At 34.6% G+C, this 20,607-nt stretch carries 21 protein-coding genes and 1 other RNA gene; 6 read left to right on the top strand and 16 right to left on the bottom strand.

The features are described from left to right. Nucleotides 1–17: 17 nt before the first annotated feature. Nucleotides 18–812: a MerR family transcriptional regulator gene (locus tag FYJ79_RS10580; RefSeq protein WP_195837077.1), complete on the bottom strand. Its 795-nt coding sequence runs from the start codon at nt 810–812 to the stop codon at nt 18–20. Nucleotides 813–878: 66 nt separating this feature from the next. Beyond that, nucleotides 879–2,594, bottom strand: a complete 1,716-nt coding sequence (locus FYJ79_RS10575; RefSeq protein ID WP_154518048.1) for an MraY family glycosyltransferase — start codon at nt 2,592–2,594, stop codon at nt 879–881. Nucleotides 2,595–2,714: 120 nt separating this feature from the next. On the opposite strand from FYJ79_RS10575, the gene FYJ79_RS10570 reads away from it, so the two are divergent. Next, on the top strand, nt 2,715–3,806 hold the full coding sequence (locus tag FYJ79_RS10570) for a DUF871 domain-containing protein (protein WP_154518044.1): 1,092 nt from the start codon (nt 2,715–2,717) through the stop codon (nt 3,804–3,806). 27 nt (nt 3,807–3,833) lie between these two features. Here the strand turns inward: FYJ79_RS10570 and FYJ79_RS10565 are convergent, their stop codons facing one another. The 4 genes from FYJ79_RS10565 to FYJ79_RS10550 all read right to left on the bottom strand — a co-directional run bounded on the left by FYJ79_RS10565 (nt 3,834) and on the right by FYJ79_RS10550 (nt 6,595). Beyond that, nucleotides 3,834–4,439 (bottom strand): DUF2812 domain-containing protein, encoded by a 606-nt coding sequence (locus FYJ79_RS10565; protein ID WP_154518041.1) that lies wholly within the window; start codon nt 4,437–4,439, stop codon nt 3,834–3,836. A 54-nt stretch (nt 4,440–4,493) separates the two neighbouring features. Further along, nucleotides 4,494–5,270 (bottom strand): HAD family hydrolase, encoded by a 777-nt coding sequence (locus FYJ79_RS10560; RefSeq protein ID WP_154518038.1) that lies wholly within the window; start codon nt 5,268–5,270, stop codon nt 4,494–4,496. 56 nt (nt 5,271–5,326) lie between these two features. Further along, entirely contained in the window at nt 5,327–6,316 is a 990-nt protein-coding gene (gene mreB, locus FYJ79_RS10555; RefSeq protein ID WP_033161862.1) for a rod shape-determining protein, read from the bottom strand. Between the two features lie 72 nt (nt 6,317–6,388). Continuing rightward, nucleotides 6,389–6,595, bottom strand: coding sequence for a DUF1146 domain-containing protein (locus FYJ79_RS10550; protein ID WP_154518035.1), 207 nt, complete (start codon nt 6,593–6,595; stop codon nt 6,389–6,391). A gap of 82 nt (nt 6,596–6,677) precedes the next feature. On the opposite strand from FYJ79_RS10550, the gene FYJ79_RS10545 reads away from it, so the two are divergent. Together FYJ79_RS10545 and FYJ79_RS10540 are read left to right on the top strand one after the other, a co-directional pair. Then, nucleotides 6,678–7,199: a GNAT family N-acetyltransferase gene (locus tag FYJ79_RS10545; protein ID WP_154518032.1), complete on the top strand. Its 522-nt coding sequence runs from the start codon at nt 6,678–6,680 to the stop codon at nt 7,197–7,199. Continuing rightward, a complete protein-coding gene (locus tag FYJ79_RS10540) occupies nt 7,186–8,373 on the top strand; it encodes a C40 family peptidase (protein ID WP_154518029.1) in 1,188 nt (395 codons plus the stop codon). Before FYJ79_RS10545 ends, FYJ79_RS10540 begins: the two co-directional genes overlap by 14 nt. Nucleotides 8,374–8,423: 50 nt before the next feature. Here the strand turns inward: FYJ79_RS10540 and rsmI are convergent, their stop codons facing one another. The 8 genes from rsmI to FYJ79_RS10500 all read right to left on the bottom strand — a co-directional run bounded on the left by rsmI (nt 8,424) and on the right by FYJ79_RS10500 (nt 16,031). Continuing rightward, nucleotides 8,424–9,272 carry a 16S rRNA (cytidine(1402)-2'-O)-methyltransferase gene (rsmI, locus tag FYJ79_RS10535; protein WP_154518026.1) on the bottom strand — a complete coding sequence of 283 codons (849 nt, stop codon included), beginning with the start codon at nt 9,270–9,272 and terminating at the stop codon, nt 8,424–8,426. Continuing rightward, the gene (locus FYJ79_RS10530; RefSeq protein ID WP_229771457.1) at nt 9,265–9,993 is read right to left on the bottom strand and encodes a tRNA1(Val) (adenine(37)-N6)-methyltransferase; all 729 of its coding nucleotides are present in this window, start codon (nt 9,991–9,993) and stop codon (nt 9,265–9,267) included. The genes rsmI and FYJ79_RS10530 overlap by 8 nt, the downstream gene beginning before the upstream one ends. Next, nucleotides 9,980–11,002, bottom strand: coding sequence for a PSP1 domain-containing protein (locus FYJ79_RS10525; protein WP_154518023.1), 1,023 nt, complete (start codon nt 11,000–11,002; stop codon nt 9,980–9,982). Before FYJ79_RS10525 ends, FYJ79_RS10530 begins: the two co-directional genes overlap by 14 nt. Next, the gene (locus FYJ79_RS10520; RefSeq protein WP_154518019.1) at nt 10,995–11,972 is read right to left on the bottom strand and encodes a hypothetical protein; all 978 of its coding nucleotides are present in this window, start codon (nt 11,970–11,972) and stop codon (nt 10,995–10,997) included. Before FYJ79_RS10520 ends, FYJ79_RS10525 begins: the two co-directional genes overlap by 8 nt. After that, a complete protein-coding gene (gene tmk, locus FYJ79_RS10515; protein ID WP_154518016.1) occupies nt 11,969–12,589 on the bottom strand; it encodes a dTMP kinase in 621 nt (206 codons plus the stop codon). The genes FYJ79_RS10520 and tmk overlap by 4 nt, the downstream gene beginning before the upstream one ends. Nucleotides 12,590–12,663: 74 nt before the next feature. Then, nucleotides 12,664–13,257 carry a recombination mediator RecR gene (gene recR, locus FYJ79_RS10510; protein ID WP_154518013.1) on the bottom strand — a complete coding sequence of 198 codons (594 nt, stop codon included), beginning with the start codon at nt 13,255–13,257 and terminating at the stop codon, nt 12,664–12,666. 11 nt (nt 13,258–13,268) lie between these two features. Beyond that, nucleotides 13,269–15,113: a DNA polymerase III subunit gamma/tau gene (gene dnaX / locus FYJ79_RS10505; protein WP_229771456.1), complete on the bottom strand. Its 1,845-nt coding sequence runs from the start codon at nt 15,111–15,113 to the stop codon at nt 13,269–13,271. Between the two features lie 30 nt (nt 15,114–15,143). Next, nucleotides 15,144–16,031 (bottom strand): LysR family transcriptional regulator, encoded by an 888-nt coding sequence (locus FYJ79_RS10500; protein ID WP_154518007.1) that lies wholly within the window; start codon nt 16,029–16,031, stop codon nt 15,144–15,146. Nucleotides 16,032–16,153: 122 nt separating this feature from the next. On the opposite strand from FYJ79_RS10500, the gene FYJ79_RS10495 reads away from it, so the two are divergent. Further along, nucleotides 16,154–16,672: a flavodoxin gene (locus FYJ79_RS10495; RefSeq protein WP_154518004.1), complete on the top strand. Its 519-nt coding sequence runs from the start codon at nt 16,154–16,156 to the stop codon at nt 16,670–16,672. After that, nucleotides 16,665–17,015, top strand: a complete 351-nt coding sequence (locus FYJ79_RS10490) for a Spx/MgsR family RNA polymerase-binding regulatory protein (protein ID WP_154518001.1) — start codon at nt 16,665–16,667, stop codon at nt 17,013–17,015. The genes FYJ79_RS10495 and FYJ79_RS10490 overlap by 8 nt, the downstream gene beginning before the upstream one ends. Nucleotides 17,016–17,112: 97 nt before the next feature. Here FYJ79_RS10490 and FYJ79_RS10485 read toward each other — a convergent pair whose 3' ends face one another. Together FYJ79_RS10485 and ffs are read right to left on the bottom strand one after the other, a co-directional pair. Next, a complete protein-coding gene (locus FYJ79_RS10485) occupies nt 17,113–17,550 on the bottom strand; it encodes a nucleoside deaminase (protein WP_154517998.1) in 438 nt (145 codons plus the stop codon). Between the two features lie 14 nt (nt 17,551–17,564). After that, nucleotides 17,565–17,652: signal recognition particle sRNA small type (ffs, locus tag FYJ79_RS10480), an RNA gene on the bottom strand. Between the two features lie 104 nt (nt 17,653–17,756). Here ffs and FYJ79_RS10475 point away from each other — a divergent pair. Next, nucleotides 17,757–20,294: a translation factor GTPase family protein gene (locus FYJ79_RS10475; protein WP_154517995.1), complete on the top strand. Its 2,538-nt coding sequence runs from the start codon at nt 17,757–17,759 to the stop codon at nt 20,292–20,294. Nucleotides 20,295–20,607 lie beyond the last annotated feature (313 nt).

The raw sequence follows: 20,607 nt of genomic DNA, 5'->3' as shown, positions 1-20,607 counted from the left end.
TGAAAGTATTTGAAGGTTTATTGTTCTACCGGTATCTGTATTTCCATGATTCTCCTAAACATTTCATCCTCATAACCACGTCCAACGATTACCCCACGTATTTCTCCATTAATAATATAGTGATTTTCTTCCACATATTTCATAATAGAAGAAAGTGATTCATAGCTAAAAGATCCGATTTCCCCCATATCAATTGTTGTACATAAACATAAACCACCCTTTAATTCCTTAAAACGATTATATTGTATATCTAAGTCACTCAAAATTTGTTGATCAAAACCAAAATACCAATTCTCTTGATTCTCATCAAATAAACAGAGAGATTCTGCAAAAGCCATATGGTTATTGCTGTTAAGCATTTGTGATGTTTCCTGGTCAAATGCTATACGACTATATTGTTCATGCTGACTATGACAAATAGAAATCAATTTGTAATGATTTATTTTACGAAAATAGTAATGACCAATATTGTACCTTGCACTCTGTGCTCTTTGTGTTAGCTCATGAATATGTCTTTCTAATATCATTTTGTATGCAATCTCTTTTCTAAGACTACTTTCATATTTTTCAAGATAACTTGCATAGTTTTCCATATAATTATTTGAAAGCATTTCTGCAATATCAGCAACATGGAAATTCATAGCTTGATATTGAACGATTTCAAAAAGCAAGAAGATATCCATTTCATCATAAACACGATAATTATTTTCATTAATACGCTTAGGATGCAATACTCCCTTCTTCTCATAATAGCGTAACATCTCTTTTGAGATATTAAACATTTTTGAAACTTCACCTATTTTATAATTCATTATTATTATCACCATCATCATTATAGCGAATTCCTATACAAAAAAGGAAGATAGAAACCTATCTTCCTAATCATCATTTGGTTTTACATAAGGACCATTATAGCTATAAGATACAACATAGTATTTATGATTCTTATCAATTAATCTAATTGTTACACTGATATCTTTTGTATTAAGTATTTGACTCTTATGATTGAATTGGAGATGTAAGATGACATCATAGTAGTTATAGTCTTCTAATCCAGCAAGCTTTGTCTCACTTACTGTATTAGAGAGTACTTCATAAGATACAATGTTATCTGTGTTTTCACCATTCGCAATCAGTTTATTGACTGAAGCATAATAGTCCTTTTTGGCATAATCCTGGAAATCCGATAATTTATCTTGGTAGAAGTAGTTTGTTCCACCAATTTCATCTTTATCTTTATTCTTGAGTGAATAGAAATCTGCGGCAAAGTAAGCTGCGACATATTCACGTAGAGCTGTTCGATCACGTGTACTTTCAATATCTTTGTAGATTGTTTTCATAAGCTCTGTGCCATCAGTTACTTCTACATATGTAATAGGCTTAATCTTTGGGCCAGTATCTCTATGTGTATATTGATAACCATAATAACTTGCTATGACAACGACAATGACCAATAATACATATTTGAGTTTTCCTTTGAAATTTCTTACAATCTTACGATATGGCTCACTTTCTTTGATCTTTGGTAAGTCATCACGGTGTAGGAATATATTGATAATTGTAAGGATGGGCTTATATTTTCTTGAAATCATATTCGTATATTCAACAAAGATTTCAAAGATTATTAATAAGGTTATAAAGAGTATTCTGGCATAATTTGGATGATTAAGATTCAGATAAGAACAGAGTGAGAAGAGTGCCGTAGCAGCATAGAGAATTAATACAGACTTTGTTTGTCCTAGTTCTAAAGAGAACATGAGCTTATGATGTAAATGTCCTCGATCTGCTTCATCAAAGCGTTTATGATGCACTTTTCTTCTTATAATCGCAATAAGTGTATCCATAATCGGTACAGCTAGTACGACAATGGGCGCACCTAAAGTAAAGAATGTTGACCCTTTATAGCCAAAGCCAAGTAATGAAATAACAGAAATCATGAAGCCAATAAAGAGTGCTCCACAATCCCCCATAAAAATCTTTGCTGGATGGAAGTTATAAAGCAAGAAACCAGCAATACTACCAGCTAAAAGCATACTCAATGAGGCAATATCACTTCGTCCTGAAGTAATTGAAGTGACTGTAATGGTCACTAGTACAATAATGGATATCCCTGCACATAAACCATCCAGTCCATCAATTAGATTAACCGCATTTGTAATCCCAATAATCCAACCTATCGTAATAATAATCGCCAGGACTGTTGAGATATTCGTAGGTACATTAGGAATCATGAAGTCTTTAAGTGAAATGCCACCATAGAGAATCACCACTAATGCTGCTAAAACCTGCCCAGCTACCTTGGCCTTCGGTGGTAAGTCATGAATATCATCATAGAAGCCCACCATAAAGATAATAAATCCACCAATCAAAACAGAATTAATCTGTACATCCGTCTTTAAAAAAATCATAGCCCCTATCAGGAAGGCTATATAGATGGCATATCCCCCAGTTCGAGGAATAATACCATGATGTATGGTTCGTTTATTCTCGTGAGCAATAATGCCCATATTCTTTGTGACTTTTCCAACTAACGGCACAAGAAATGCCGCTATGATAAAGGTCACTACAAATGATAATATTGTATGTATAGACATGTAATTAAAGCTCCTTTAATGTACACATTATAATATATTTCAATTAGAATTGGTACTTCTATTCTTTCACATGTAAACGCTTTATTATATAATAAGAATAGAATTTATAGGAGGAATAAAATGCATAGACTCGGTATTTCTGTTTATCCAGAAAAAGCTTCAAACGAAGAAATCTATAACTATTTACAACTTGCATCACAATATGGCTTTACAAGAATATTTACCTGCTTACTCTCAGTGACTGAATCTGCTGATGAAATGATGACAAAATTTACAGCTTTCATGAAGCAAGCTCATGAACTTGGCTATGAGGTTGCTGTTGATACAAACCCAGAAGTATTCAAGAAACTTCATGCTTCTTATAATAACTTAGAACCCTTTGCGAAAATGGGTATTGATATCTTACGTCTCGATGGTTCCTTTGGAACGGCCCAGGATATTGAAATCACCCATAACCCCTACCATATTAAGATTGAATTCAATGGCTCAGTTGACCAAGGTGCAGGATTAATGGTTGAACATGGGGCAAATCGTGAACAGATGACAATCTGTCATAATTTCTATCCTGAACGTTATTCGGGATTGGATTGGGATCTTTTCAATAAGCTAAATCAACATTGGAAGTCTTATAACTTTACAACTGCTGCCTTTGTAAGCTCCAATGCCCCTCATACACATGGACCTTGGAATGTCTTTTGTGGGCTTCCAACTGTGGAAATGATGCGTAGTCTTCCCATTGATTTACAGGCACGTTATTATCTCGCAACTGGTTTAGTTGATGATATTCTCATTGGTAATGCTTTTGCGACTGAAGAAGAACTTAAAGCTTTATCTGAAGTACAGACTGATTGTATTTGTATACGAATTGATGAAGAAGAAAGCATGACTGATATTGATCGTGCAATTGTTTATGACTATGCACCTCATTGGGATCGACATGATCATTCATCATATTTCCTGAGAAGCTCTATGGTTCGTCTTCAATACAAAGACACATCTATACCACCTGTTGCCTATAAGCAGGATCACTTTAAGAAAGGTGATATTCTTATTGTTAATGATAATCTTGCACACTATCGTGGTGAACTTGAAATAGCTTTGAGAGATATTCCAAATGATGGTGAACGTAATTGTGTTGGTCATGTGAAGGAAGATGAATTAATGCTTCTTGATTATATTCAACCAGGTGCTTATTTTAAAATTTTAAAGTAATGTAAAAGATGCTCAAAAGAGCACCTTTTATTTTATAAAATAGAGAGATATAGCTATAGTGAACCATGCAATGATACCAGCTAACACACATATTGGATAGTATATGGTATTCTTTGTTTCACGTGTAACATGTATCCAATTGAATAAAGATAATAACGCAAAGATAGAAGCAAAGCTTACTACAATAATCATATCCGCCTTAGTTAACTTAAACATAAAGAACGAAAAGAGAATAAAAACAAACATCATAGCCCATGCAATGACATTATTTCTATATCTTTTAGAAAAGATTGTTTTAATGGCTTCATCTTTTTGTGCTTGTTTTTCTCTTTCTAAGGGACGATCTTTATTTGTTGTAAAAATGTTGAACTTAAGGAAGTGATTTCTATAGTCCCAACCATTTCTTCTATACTTCTTTATTTCTGAATGACTTGGCATGTTATAAGGTGTTTTTTTCTTAAAGTCTTCCAGATTGAAATCGACTAAATAATGAATAGGTTTATCTGTCTTAGAAAACTTGAATACACGCGTGAAGTAGATATCTTCCAACATATAGCCATTCTCACCTATTTTATTTAAACGATCCTGTAATGTTTTATAATCATCTTCTGGAACGAGAATCATTCTCAGCATTGTCTTTACCTCCAGTACTATCGATCATATCATTTATGCTTAATCTCTTCAATCTCAAAGAAAAAGCCTTTTGAGTTCTTTAGCAACGCCATTATCATAAACAGATTCACAAATATATTCTGCCTGTCTCTTTACATCATCACTCGCATTAGCCATAGCGATAGGATGTCCAACAGCTTCAAACATACCAATATCATTAGCTCCATCACCAAAGGCATAACTATCACTTAATGACAGGTTGAGATATTGAAGGACATTTCTAATAGCTGTCCCTTTATCAACATCCCTTCTTGAAACTTCAGCGACCCCACTACCTGCTGGTAACATGATAAAGAATTCCTCCCCCAATATCTTTTTAAACATATTATACTGTTCTTCTGTTTCAGGATGTAATTCAATCTTAACAAGATGATCAAGAACATCTTTATTGTTGAAATCTGTTATGAAATCACTCGTATCAACATGGGCCATAGGATAGAAATGACGTAAATATTTACAGTTATTACGTAGATACCCTGCATTTTTTGTCAATAAGATATATTCGATCTTTTGATCATCACAATAATCAAGGAGTTGTTTGACAGGTTCTTGAGGAAGGTACATATTGCTTAATGTTTTCTCCTCAAAAAGAATTGTCGCCCCATTCGCAAGAATATAACCGTCAAAACCTATTTTTAAAACTACATCGCTTATAAAACTACGTGGTCGCCCACTCGCAATAAAACAATAATGCCCTTTTGCCTGTGTTGCTTGAATGGCTTGAATAACTTCTTGATGGATTTCTTTTCCATCAAATATTGTTCCATCTATATCAAAAAATATTGCACTCATACAAAGCCTCCAATACTTCCATTATAAACAAAAAGATGGCTAAAAAGCCACCTTAATTATTGTAAGTATTCAGTATTTTCAAGCATTACGCCGCAACCTTCAGCGACACAATCAAGAGGTTCATCAGCAACAAATACAGGAACTAATAAACGTCTTTCCATGAATTTATCTAGGTTCTTTAATAATGCTCCACCACCAGTTAAGAAGATACCTTTATTAACGATATCAGCTGATAATTCTGGAGGTGTCTGTTCAAGAACCTGTTTAGATGAGATGAGGATTGTTTCACAAGTTTCTTTTAAGGCTTCCTGTGTTTCAGTTTCATTCATTGTGATTGTCTTAGGTAAACCAGTTACTAAGTCTCTACCGCGAACTTCGAAAGTATTAGATTCATCAGCATCTACTGCACAACCTATATTGACCTTGATTTCTTCTGCTGTAGATTCACCAATTAACAACTTATACTTATCTTTTACATACTTAATAATATCCTGGTCCATTTTGTCACCTGCAATCTTTAATGACTGTGAAGTAACAATATCACCTAATGATAATACAGCAATATCAGTTGTACCACCACCGATATCAATAACCATGTTACCAGATGGTTTAGAAATATCTAAACCTGCACCAATAGCGGCAACCTTTGGTTCTTCTTCAATATAAACTTTCTTAGCACCACATCTTAAAGCAACGTCCTGAATAGCACTCTTTTCAATTGAAGTGATATTTGATGGACAGCAGATTAAGATTGTTGGTCTAGAGAAAATACCCTTTAAATTTAATTTATTGATAAAGTGAGTCAGCATAATTTCAGTAATCTGGAAATCAGCAATAACACCATCCTTTAAAGGTCGAATGGCCTGAAGCTTACCAGGAGTTTTACCGAGCATTTCACGTGCTTCTTCACCAACAGCAACCGGTCTATTAGTCTCAGTATTGATTGTGACTACACTTGGTTCATTAACAACGATACCTTCACCTTTGACATAGATAAGGATGTTTGCAGTACCAAGGTCAATACCGATTTCTTTTGATAATTTCATCTTTTTTTCCTCCTATAATGCATACTTATTGTACCCTTATGTTTTTTGTAAATCAAGCAAATTATTTGCTTGTTATAAATGACTACTGAAGGTACCAAAACTCAAAATAAACTGAGCAAATAAATAGCCAAACACACAAGATGCCATTATATAAAAGAGATAGAATTCTTTCTGTTTTCCCTTTCTCAAAAAGCGATCAAAATGAAAACAATTCAAAGCAATCATAGCTAGAAAAATAGAAATAATATAGATAATTAAATTCACTGCATAATATGTCATGACATCCCTCCTGTATAATTTACAATTCACAATTTACCATATATAATAATGATAGTTAAGAACGAAAGGTAAATATTTCAATATGGAAATAAGAAAAGCAAAACATAACGATATCACCGAAGCCTTACATCTTGTTCAAGATGCGCAAGCCTATTTTAAAGCTCACCACATCAATCAATGGCAGGATGGCTATCCTAACTATGATAGTTTAATGAATGATATTGAAAAAGGTAAAGGTTATGTGCTATGTGATCATGATCAAGTCATAGGTTATTGTTATGGTGCATTTGAACATGAACCTAATTATGATTCTATTGAGAATGGTCAATGGATTACTCATAATCAACCTTATTATGTTGTGCATCGTGTTGTCGTTTCTAACGAATATAAAGGGAAAGGACTGGCTGGTCTCTTCATCGATCACTTTATTGATGTTTGTCAACATGAACATATTCATTCTATTCGAATGGATACACATGATGATAACAAGTCCATGCAAAGATTTCTTTCTAAACATGGTTTTAAACCATGTGGACGTATCTATCTCGACAATGGTGACCCAAGAATCGGCTATGAATTGGTATTAGAGGATGAAGAAAAATAAACTGCTTCCAATAGTTCTTTCTGCCCTACTTGTTGTGACATTAAGTCCATCCGATGTTAAAGCAGATGACTTTGCAGGACAGGAAGATCATTATATAGAGCTTTGTTCTTCAGAGAATCTTACTGCGGCAAATAAGAAAACATGTGAATCATTCAATGCTTATCTTAAACAAAAAAACAAAGATAACAAAAAACAGCTCCAACAGAGCCAAGCAAATCTTAATGATACAAATGCGAAATTAAAGGATATTGAATCCCAACTCAATACCCTAGACCAACAAATTGCAGATAATCAAAAATCTATTGATTATCTGACTGGTAATATCAAACAGCTACAATTACAGATTCATGCAAAAAAAGAAAAACTCAAAGAACGTTTCTATAGTATGCAAGGCTTCTATAACACGAATTTCTATATTGATTATGTCATTAATGCAAGATCAATTACGGAATTCTTCTCACGTCTTGCTTCTATGGGTGATATTTCTGATTATGAGAATGAACTGATTGATGAAATCAAGAAAGATCAGAAAACATTAACAACGCAACTTGATTCCTTAACTGATGCAAAGGCAAATCTAGAAGTACAAAAGGATGATGCCAATACTCTAAGAACACAATATGTTGACTTAGCAGCTAAGCAAACTGAGGAAATCTCCCAACAGCAACAACAGCAGCAACAAATTAATGAAGCACAGGCTAAAGTTGATGCAGCATTAAATGCATTAATGTCACGTGCCCCTGAAGGAAGCATTACAGGTTCAATTACTCCTGGCCCTTCTGAAACAGGTAATGCCATTGCGAATGCAGCTATTTCACAGCTAGGAAAACGTTATTGGTGGGGAGCAACAGGTCCTGATTATTATGATTGTTCTGGTTTAGTTTATTGGACTCATAATAATGCTGGCATTGCGATTCCACGCTTAACTGCTGCTGGATATGCTACAAGCGGACAGGATGTCAGTCGTTCTGAACTCCAAACTGGTGATGTCATTACTTTCAACTATGGCAAAGGTGTTGCACACATTGGTATCTATATTGGTAATGACCAATTTGTACAGGCTTCGGGTCGTGGCTCTGGTACTGTGGGTCAGTATGCAAATCAGTGTGTCAAGATTACCCCACTCTCTGGTTATTGGTCACGCTATATCTATAATTATCGTAGACTTTATTAGAAGATTCAAATGAATCTTCTTTTTTGTTTCACGTGAAACAAAAAAGAGCATCACTTCTTGTGATACTCTGCATAAACCTCGTTTTTACCAAGATTTCTAATCTTAGCTACTTCCTTAATGGCATCTTTAGTAGACATGCCTTTCGCAATATATTCATCAACATGCTCTGTTATTGATTGTTCGAAGACTACTTCCTCTTCTACCTCTGTAGCACCTTCTACTACAATAACCATTTCACCCTTTAATTCATCTACTATTTCTAGAATTTCACTAATATGTCCTCTAATGATCTCTTCATGTTTTTTAGTTAGTTCACGACATAAAGCAATAGAGCGATCATCTAATATTTGTAACATCAACGTCAATGTCTTCTTAATACGATGAGGTGCTTCATAATAGATAGTAGTCATTGTGATATTCTTATTTGCTTCTAGTTCTTTCTTCTTTGTTTTGTCATCATGTGCTAGAAAGCCATAGAAGACAAAAGGCTGTGGGGTAATACCAGAGACAACCAATGCATCCAATGCCGCATTACAGCCTGATATAGGAACAACGTTAAAATTCTCCTCAATAACCGCTTTAACAAGTTCAGCACCAGGATCACTGATTGCAGGATAACCTGCATCACTTACCAAAGCAACATTCTCCCCTGCTTTCAACATGTCAATGATTTTAGGAATAGCTATATTAATATTGTGTTCATGATGGGAGATCATTGGTGTATGGATATCGAAGTGATTCAATAGTTTAATAGTATTTCTTGTGTCTTCTGCCGCAATATGATCAACTTCTTTTAATACTTGTATTGCTCGTTCTGGAAATTCTGAGAGATTGCCTATGGGTGTTGGTACAAGATAAAGTGTTGGTTTATGGTTTTCAAAGCTCTTTTGTCTAATCATCTTCGTCTCCTAAATACTTCATGACTTCTTCTGTATAACTGCCGTCTTCATTATGTGCATATAGAGGCTGTTCAATTTTAAGTCCAGTATTACCTTTATAAACGGCTTCTATAAGAAATACGTTCGCATCTTTATGTGGTTTGGGATAGACAAATCGTATACATTTTGGTTCTAAATCATATTTCTTCATTAATTCCAATATTTCTATCATACGATCTGGACGATGGACCATCGCAAACTTACCACCATATGAAAGCATTTGACTTGCCGCTTTAATAATCCCTTCTAAGTTTATAGCTATTTCATGCCTTGCGATACGGAGATAGGCATTATCATTGACATTACTCTCTTCATCAACACGAAAGAATGGTGGATTACAAACAATCATCTTTACACTTGATTTATGTTCTAAAGCGTAGTCTTTAATATCTGCATGAACGATTGAAATCTGATTTTCAAGTTTATTAATAGCGACACTTTTAAGGGCAACTTCTACAGCCTCTTCTTGTATTTCCACTCCTGTTATATGCTTCTTTGTACGTCTTGATAAGAGAAGAGGGATAGCAGCATTGTTTGTACCAAAATCAACAATTTCCTTTACATCCTTTGTAATAGAACAGAAATTAGCAAGTAATACTGTATCTAGAGAAAAAGTAAACATATCTGTACGTTGTATGATATGCATATTCTTGAAGCCTAAGAGATAGTTAACTTCTTCCATTTGACGTATTACCTTTTTGGTTTTGTGTTCTCTTATGGTTATGATGTGGACGATGGGATGATTTTTGTTTTGAAGATTCTTTTCTGTTGGTATTCTCTTTCTTTGGTGCTACTGTCTTTGTTTGTGATTCTGTATTTTGATCTTTCTTTGATACTTCTTTATAGCGAGGCTTCTTATTGAATTCTCTCTCTTCTTTTCTTGGCTTATTGTTATGTGGCTTTTCTTTTTCTATTTCATCTAAGCCTATAAAAGAAATATTACCATTATCATCAATCTTTACGAGATCACTAATGACATTTAAGCCTACAACTTTAACACTCTTGCCATCATAGTTAACTTTTGAACCAATCTTAGGGAATTTCTTTTTTAAATCCGTATAAGCTTCATCTTCATATTTTAAGCAACAAAGTAATCTACCACATGCCCCAGAGATCTTATCAATATTAATAGCTAATAATTGATTCTTAGCCATATTAATAGAGACACCATCAAACTCTCCTAAGAACGAATTACAACATAGAGGTAAACCACATGTTCCTAATCCCCCTATTACTTTTGCTTTATCTCTTGGTCCAATTTGTCTTAGTTCTATACGGCATTTAAAGACAGATGCAAGTTTCTTTAATAATTCTCTGAAATCTACTCTTTCATCAGCTGTGTACATAAAGATGACTTTTGAAGCATCCAATGTGTATTCACAGCTAATCATGCGCATATCAAGCCCACTTTCATCCACTATTTCTTTACATATTTGAAAAGCTTTCTCTGCTTTAATCTTGTTGATTTCATAAACTTCTAAGTCAGCTCTATTTGCTCGTCTTTTTACTGATTTTAATTCAGTATTCAAATTGAATTCTGACATATCTTTAAGATCAGCAATCACTTCTCCTAATTCTAATCCTCTAATCGTTTCTACTACAACTTTGTCTCCTTTAACGAGATCCAATGTTGTAGAAAAATAATAGCTTTTAGCACCATTATTGAAACGTACAGCTGCTAATCTATCCATTCAACATTTCTCCTTTCGTTATCTTATAAGCCATACCATCTAGTAATAGCCCTATATTCGCATTTGTGTCTATGAGATAAAGTGTGTTTAATACTTCATCAATTCTATTTGTAATATACACGTCATCAGAACATTTATCAAATATCTTCTTGTGTTCTACAAATATGAGTGGAACAGAATGTTTCACGTGAAACACATCCCTCAAAGCTAGCACAAGCATATTCAAATAGAGTTTAATAACACTCTTATTATTCTTATAATCCTTCGCAATATGTATTTGTTGGGTAATCATGATATTTGCAGGACGTTCATATAAATCTTCTATGAAATTCAGAACCTGTAATTTCACATAAGCATACTCTTCACTATCTTTTGCTTCAGAAGCTCCTTGGTAAGAAGAAAAGAGTTGGGACATAATTCTCGCATCTTCCTCTCCTACACCTTCTTTTAAAAGCGAAAGACGTATTGACTCTTTTGATTCAGGTAATAAATGTATAACCTGACAACGGGATTGTATTGTAGGTAGAACTTTATTGATATTGCGAGTAGTGAGAATGGCATAAACACCTGGTATGGGTTCTTCTAGAAATTTCAATAAGGCATTCATTGCAACATTACTAGCATTCTCGATATTCTTAAGGATATAGATTTTGGCATTATCTTCGATAGATGATTTATAGAATTCAGTTTGGATATGTTCTATATCTTCCTTTTTGATTGATACATCATTGCCATCATAGATTATCATATCTGGATAGAGTTGTTCTTTGATACGGCGACAGTCATTACATTCTTCACAGGCAAGTGTATCTTCTTGACATACCAGTGCTTGGGCAATAAATGTAGCTGCGTCATCAGTATTATTTCCTACTAGAAGATAAGCATGAGGGATATTACCTGATGAAAAGCTTCTTTCCAAGATACGATAAAAAACTGGTTGTGTAGATTTTAAAATCTCTTGGTATTTCATAAGACTTTATCTATTTCCTTTAATGCTTGTTGTAATACATCATCTATAGAACATGCTGCATTAATCGTTTTAATACGTTCTGGATACATAGAAGCAATCTTCTTATAACCTTCATAGACTGATTGATGAAATGAGAGACTTTCGAGATCTAAACGATTAACTTCTCTTTCATCATCAAGCTTTATACGCTTGAGTGCTTCTTCAGGCTTAATATCAAAGAATAATGTTAAGTCCGGCATCATGCCTTCTGTCGCAAAGAGATTCATGTTATAAACATTTTCAATACCTAAGCCTCGTCCAATGCCTTGATATACAAGTGATGAATCGATAAAACGATCACATATAACAATACCACCTTGATTCAACACCGGTTTCACCTTTTCAACAAGATGCTGTCTACGACTTGCTGCATAAAGTAAAGCTTCTGTACGTGCATCCATCTCCGTATTGTTTACATCAACAATCACATTTCTGATTTCTTCAGCTATCTTAACACCACCAGGTTCCCTTGTAATCATAACATGTTTCTGTGGTTCTAATGCTTCTTTAAGCATTTGGGCAATTGTTGTTTTACCACTGCCCTCTCCGCCTTCTAATGTAATAAATAAACCCTTCATATATTCTACCTCGCATACCTTATTATACCTAAAAATGTGTTATAAAGCCAAAGAAAAAGAAGGTGTTACACCTTCTAGAGTTTTTGACGACCTTCAAATGACCTAAGTAAAGTCAATTCATCAGCGTAGTCAAGAGAACTACCTACAGGTAATCCATTCGCAATCCTGGTTACTGTTACATCCTTCTTGCTTAATAGCTTGGCAAGTAAAAGAGCTGTTGTCTCCCCTTCCCTTGTAGGATTAGTAGCAATAATGACTTCTTTAACTTCATCAGTTAAACGATCAAACAGACTTTGAATATTTAAGTCTTCCATAGTCTTACCATCCATAATTGAAACAGTTCCCCCAAGTACATGATAGAGGCCATGATATTCCTTGAGTTTTTCCATCGCAAAGACATCTCTTGGTGATTCAACGACACATATTGCACTACGATCACGTGTTGGATCTTTACAAATATCACATTGTTCACCTTCACAGATATGTCCACATGTCTTACAATAATGGATTTTCTTTTTAAAATTAATAAGTGCACGAGAGAAACGTTCTACGGATTGATTGTCCATTTCTAAGACATGATAGACTAATCTTTCGGCGCCTTTATTACCAATCCCTGGTAACATCTTAAAACATTCAATAAGTTCTTCAAAAGATTCTGGATAATTCATTTTATTCCTTTCTATTCATCATCATCAGTAAATTCAACAATATCTTTTCCAAAAGTTTCTAAAGCGAATTTCTGGGCTTCATTAAGCTGTGCTGTGTCATCTAAGTCATGAGAATCAATATGTTTTAACATAATTGGGCCTGGTTGTGGAAGTTTGTGCTGACGCATTAAGACAATAAAATGCTTACGTAATTCAAGCCATTGATCCATCTGCATACCTACAAAACGGTATTCTTTCCCAAATACTTCCTTCAACAAAGACTCTAAAGCCCGATAATTCTTATAATAGTTGATGGCATTAACATCAGGCATAAATTCATATGCGATGACAATTGCTTGACTACAAGCCGCAACTGGCTTACCAACACTCAACATATTGGCATACTTCGCCACCTTTAATTGTGTCATGTAATTTCTAATAACTGGCCATTTCTCCTGGATATTGAGAAGGATATGTTTATCAGCCTGAACAAGAATATTCATTATATCATCAATATCGACTTGAATATCTAAGTCAGTGTAATCTGTATTTTCTTCTTGTTCTGGTTCATTGTCATCATGAAAGACTGGTGGTTTTTGACTATCAATTTCATCAATAGAATTAATAATAGGTTTATCTTCTACTGGTGCTGTAGCTGGAATTTGTGCTTCTTTTGGTTCTTCTGCTACAGTAGCATCAGGCGCTTCTTCAGGTTCTATTTCTTGAGTATCAATAGATGGTATATCGTCATCTTCCTGTGTTTGTGTTTGAGGCATTACCGATACTTTTTGATCATGATCCTGATTACAAACTTTCAATACTGCTAATTCAAAATAAATATGTGGATTGACTGCTCTGACATATTTCTCTGAAGCATCGACAAAGAGATGAATAAATTGCAGTGCTTCATCACTGGTGATATATGGAGCTAAGCTTTCTGCTTGTTTCTTTGTGAGATTGAAGAGAATCTTATCATTATGGGTATTCTTGTAGATAATGATATCTTTAAGGATATCAATAAGATCATAAGTTAATCTTTTAATATCTGTACCATTGTGATCCATTTTATCAACAAGCTTTAAAGCTTCTTCCATATTTTGAGAAAGCATAACTTTGATAAATTGAATTTTATCATCCATGGAGAGAATACCATAGATGGAATTCACATCATCAACAGAGAGATGATCATCATTATAGGCTAAACATTGTTCAAGAATAGAAAGTGCATCACGCATTCCGCCATTTGCGAGTTTCGCAATTTGTTGGAGTGCACCTTCTTCATAGGTCTTCCCTTCTTGCTTCATAACATGTTCCATACGTGAAATCATTTCATCATCAGTCAGTGAAGTAAAGTCAAAGCGCTGACAACGAGAAATAATCGTTGGTAAAATGCGTTGTGGTTCTGTTGTGGCAAGGATAAAGATAACATGAGCTGGGGGTTCTTCAAGGGTCTTTAGTAAGGCATTAAAAGCACCCGATGACATCATATGTACTTCATCAATAATATATACTTTGTAATGTCCTTGAACGGGAGCATATTTTACTTTATCTATTAAATCTCTGACTTGTTCAACACCATTATTGCTGGCAGCATCAATTTCAATAACATCTGGATGTGTGCCATTTTCAATAGCTTTACAGCTTTCGCATTTACCACATGGCTTAGGTTCATGATCACAGTTTACAGCTTTCGCAAAGATTTTAGCGACTGTAGTCTTACCCGTCCCTCTAGGTCCACAAAAGAGATAGGCATGACCAATCTTATTTTCTTCTACTGCATGTTTTAAAGTTGTTATGATAGCTTCCTGTCCAGATACATCATCAAAGACTTGTGGACGGTAAGCACGATATAATGATTTATATGCCATATTATTCATCAGCTCCTTGTTTCATTATAATATATATTCCTACCCTCTTCTACCTAGAGCCATCACAAATGAAAGAACTTCTTTGGTAGGATGAAGTGGGTAGAGAATGCCATAGGGTTGTTTGAAGTCCCACTTTACTGGTATATGTCTGAACATTGGGTGGGTGTGTTGCCAGGCTTCGTGGCTAAAGAGTAACTTGTTTTGCGCTAAAGCTATATTATAAGTCTCATAAGTATATTGTGTAACAGTTTCAAACTGAACAGTATTCTTGCATTTAGTAGTTATTGTATCAAAGATATTATCTACAGTAGGGATAAAACCTCTTTTAGGTATAATGATTGTTTCATGCATGAGTTCTCTAGGATCAATGATATCCTTATTGGCTAAAGGATGTGTAATAGGTACAGCTAGTAATACAGGTAATAAAGTGAGTGTGAAGGCATTAACTCTCCCTTTAAGAAAACTTGCATCCGTTATATCCGAGATAATATCAATCTTCTCTCCTAAATGATTCAATAATTCATAATAATCTTCAGTATTATCACTTATAGGGACATATGAAAACTCAAATTTTTTAGCATTAACTATATTTTTATTCCAATGCTTCAACAATATTTCATAGGAATGACCAAGTGATACCCCTACTCTAATAATATTCTTCTTGCTTTCTTCAAGACGCTTTGCTTCATCAACAATTTGATTACTTTCTTCAATAATATGTTTAGCCCCATTATAAATAACTCTTCCCTCATCCGTTAAAGTAACACCACGATGACTTCTATTTAAGAGCTTGATTCCTAAATGTTCTTCAAGAATATTAATTTGTTTAGTGACGGCATTAGGAGAAATATAGAGTCTTTGAGCTGCTTTAATAAAGCTACCCGCCTCTACTACCGTTATAAAAGTTATAAGATGATGATTATACATAGCTGCCCACCTTTCTCCAGCATTATACCATAAGTACACACCTAAAGGTTAGTACTATAAGAACTTTTATGAAATTCTCTTGTGTACAATTTAATGGTACATTATAGCTACGAGGTAAGACAATGAAATCATTAATCGCATATTTCTCCCATCGTGGTTATAACTGCGTAGATGGAAAAGTTAAATATTTAGAAAAAGGTAATACAGAAATCGTAGCTCATATGATTGCCTGTGTAAGTAATCTTCCCTTATTTAAAATAGAACCTGAATCACCTTATCCAGATAATTTCTATGAGTACTTAGATATCACACAACAAGAACTTGCGAATAATACCTATCCCAAATTAAAAGGTTATCTGCATGAACATTATGATGAGATCTATCTTGGCTTCCCTAATTACTGGGGAACAATGCCAAGGGCTGTCTTCTCTTTTCTTAAAGCTCTTAATGATGAACATATAGTCATTCATCCCTTCATAACACATGATGGTGGTGATTATGGCACCAGTCTTACCGATATAAAAACATTATGCCCGCATGCCACAATAACTGAGCCGCTTTCCTTAAAATGTACACACATTCAGTGCCAGTTAAGTGCCATCGAAAATTGGGTGAAGAAAGGAAGTCATGATAATGGTTAAGATTTATACAAGTCCAGGTAGCCAATCTTCTAGAAAGGCTATTAATTGGTTTAAAGAAAACAACATTCCATATAACGAAAAGAATATCGTTAGTACTCCTTTGGATGATAGTGATATTCTTGAAATCTTTAAACGTTCAGAAAACGGTACTGAAGATTTCATTTCAACAAGATCTAAAGTCATTAATGAAACAAAAGTAGATATTGATTCCATGTCACTTAATGAGTTAATGCATTTTATTAAAGATAACCCAACTGTACTCAAAAGACCTATCATGATTGATGATCGACGCTTCCAGGTGGGCTATAATGCAGAAGAAATTAGAAGTTTTATCCCACGTTAAAAGATGATCTTAATGATCATCTTTTAACTTTATTGTAAAATGTAATTAGAATACAGAAGGACGTAAATAAACATCTAAATATCATAAAATGCATGCATTATCTTTTTTCATGAAAATATGATTTTAATAATGACTGACAAATAGCACTTAGCTTACTGATTTCAATACGTGGGATATAATTAAGTTCATAATCCCTCATATAATTAATAAGCCCAGGCCATCTTGTATCCCTTGTCCCAATAATGACACGACGTATACGACTTTGGTAAATAGCCCCACTACACATCATACATGGCTCTAAAGTTACATACATATCACAACCATCTAAATGCCAGTTATGGAGTTCTAAAGAAGCTTGTTTGATGGCAAGCATTTCTGCATGGGCAATGACATTTTGTTTATGTTCTTTCATGTTATGTGCTCTAGCGATAATTTCCCCATCTTTCACAATCACACAACCGACTGGTACTTCATCAATAGAAGCAGCTTTCTTAGCTTCCTTTATAGCTTCTTGCATATATTCTTCATCAGTCATAATATTCTCCTAACAAAAAGGCCACTACACACGAACAGGGATCCTTAGTGCTGCTACCTTCCGGTTCTGACACGGTTCAGATATGTCCGTTGTAATGGCAAGAAATATTATAACATACATTTATGTGTTGTCAATTAGATGTTTGAAGTCCCATTTGACTATGTTAGAATAAGCTATAATCAAACTCTTTTAAAGGAGATACAAACATGAAAAATATCGTAACAGGCTTTGTCGCCCATGTAGATGCCGGCAAGACAACCTTATCAGAAAGCCTTCTCTATATTACGCATACGACAAGACATCAAGGACGTGTTGATCACAAAGATACACTTCTAGACTTTGACCAACAAGAAAGAGATAGAGGTATCACTATCTTCTCCAAAATTTCCAATATTAACTACTTAAATACACATTTTACCTTTCTTGATACCCCAGGACATGTCGATTTTTCTGGTGAAATGGAACGTGCTTTATCCGTTCTTGATTATGCCATTTTGATTGTTTCTGGCATTGATGGACTACAAGCCCATACAAAGACAATATGGAAACTCTTAGCACATTATAAAATACCAACATTCATCTTTGTCAATAAAATGGATATCAGTCACCATACTGTAGAAGAACTTCTAGATGATCTTAAAGAATTATCCGATAATATTATAAATATGGAAAAGATGAATTATGAAGAAATGGCTATGGCTGATGATGACTTATTGGAAGAATTTATGCAGACCAATACCCTCTCCCAACAAAGTCTCGCTAAGGCCATCCAAGAGCGAAAACTCTTTCCTGTAATTTTTGGTTCAGCACTGAAAAATGATCATGTGCAAGAGTTATTGGATATGATGGATTGCTATTGTATACCCCACCCTACACAGGGTGAACTCTCTGCTTCTGTCTATAAAATCGGCCATGATGATAAAGGTGAACGCTTAACATATGTACGTATTTATGACGGAATGCTTCACGTGAAACAATTAATCAACGAAGAAAAGATTAACCAAATCAGACTTTACCAAGGAAACAAATATACATTGCTAGAAGAAGCCGGTGCAGGCAATGTAGTCGTACTAACAGGCCTCAAAGAAACACACGCTGGCGACATCATTGGTAAAGGCAAACCCCATGCTAGCTATCTCCAACCTTATATGCATTATCAGCTTCATCTTGCCGACAATGAAAACCAAGGAAAAATGTTGGAAAACTTAAAACAACTTGCACAAGAAGAGCCTTTGTTGAAATTGAAGATTCAAGATGCTCAACATATAGAAGTCTCTTTGATGGGTGAAATACAAATCGAAATACTCAAAGAAATCATTAGAGAACGATATCATGAAGAAATTACTATTGATTCAAAACAAATATCTTATAAAGAAACAATCTTAGAACCTGTTGAAGGTGTTGGTCACTTTGAACCACTTCGTCATTATGCTGAAGTACATATTCTCCTTGAACCACTACCAGAAGGAAGTGGTATTGAATATGAGAATCGTTGTATAAATAATTTACCGGAAAACTACCAGCGTCTGATTATGACACATTTGCAGGAGAAAACTCATTTAGGTGTTCTCACTGGGTCCCCTTTAACAGATATCCGCTTTGTCTTATTAGGTGGAAAAGCTCATGACAAACATACAGTTGGTGGTGATTTTAGAGAAGCAACATATCGGGCAATAAGACATGCTTTAATGCGTACAACTTCCATTCTTCTAGAACCATATGGGAAGTATATTTTAAAGATTCCATCTTCCTTTATTTCTAAAGCATTCTATGATCTCGACTCAGGACAACCTCCTATCATCACAGAAGATAATGGCACAACAGCCACAATAAAGGGACAAGCACCAATCGCAATGCTTTCAAGCTACACTCAGGAAGTTCTGAATTATACAAAGGGCGAAGGTAGTCTCACTGTAGAAGAAACTTACTATGCACCAGTTAAAGAACCAGAAGAAATTATTGAATCATTCCATTACAATCCAGAACAAGATTTAGAGAACCCAACTGGTTCAATCTTCTGCACACATGGAGCAGGTTATTATGTCCCATGGAATATGGTTGAAGAGAAAATGCATTTTGATTATTTCATTAAAGAAGAAAAAGAAGCAGCACCAGTAATACATCATAAAATGCATATTAGTGATGAAGAAGTGAAACGTGTCTTTGAAAATACTTATGGCAAACAGGAAAGAAAACTTGCGAAAGATTTCTATGGTTCAAAGAAAAAAGAACATACCCCTACTGTTTCAAGCAACACATACCAACAAAAGCCAGAATGCTTATTGGTTGATGGCTATAATGTTATCTTCGCTTGGGATGAACTGAATACTATTGCGAAAACAAACCTTGGTGCCGCAAGAGATAAACTTCTTGATATCATGAGTAGTTATCAAGGCTATCGTGATAATACTGTGATTGTTGTATTTGATGCTTATAAAGTTCCTGGTAATCCAGGCTCTGAAACCAAATATCATAATCTCTATGTCGTCTATACCAAAGAACAACAAACAGCTGATGCTTATATCGAAAAAACGACAAAAGAAATCGCCAATCATTATCGCGTTGTTGTTGCGACGAGTGATAGTGCCGAACAAACAATCGTTGTCGGACATGGTGCTTCACGTGTCTCTTCAAGAGAGCTTAAAGAACTTGTCGAACACACGAATGCCTATGAACAAGCAGAATATCAAAGAAAAAATCCAATCGTGCCTGATACACCATTGGATCATTTAAAGAAGGACTAAGTCCTTCTTTTTTATAAATTAATCTTTGATTAGGAAATAGCTAGATAAAGAGAGGTATAGGCGGATGTTTGAATACCATTCTCAATCAACTAAAGTTTAATTAGAAATTGCTTCAAAATAGTATTCATTCAACTCAGATATTTGAATATTGAATAAGCTATTAAGGTTATAAACATCAAAAATAAGGGCTCTTCATTAACATCTGTGGGTAAAAATTGCATGTTTTGACTGTCATATCATTTGCTTGATGAATGCTTTTTGTCCCTTGGCATGAGGATAATTCCTGTTAGGAAGGGGAATCTTAATGTCTGAA

It is taken from the genome of Sharpea porci, from assembly GCF_009695655.1.
Classification (GTDB): Bacteria; Bacillota_I; Bacilli_A; order Erysipelotrichales; family Coprobacillaceae; genus Sharpea; species Sharpea porci.
The sequence above is the reverse complement of the archived record's forward strand: the minus strand, read 5'-3'. Positions and strand labels throughout refer to the sequence as shown.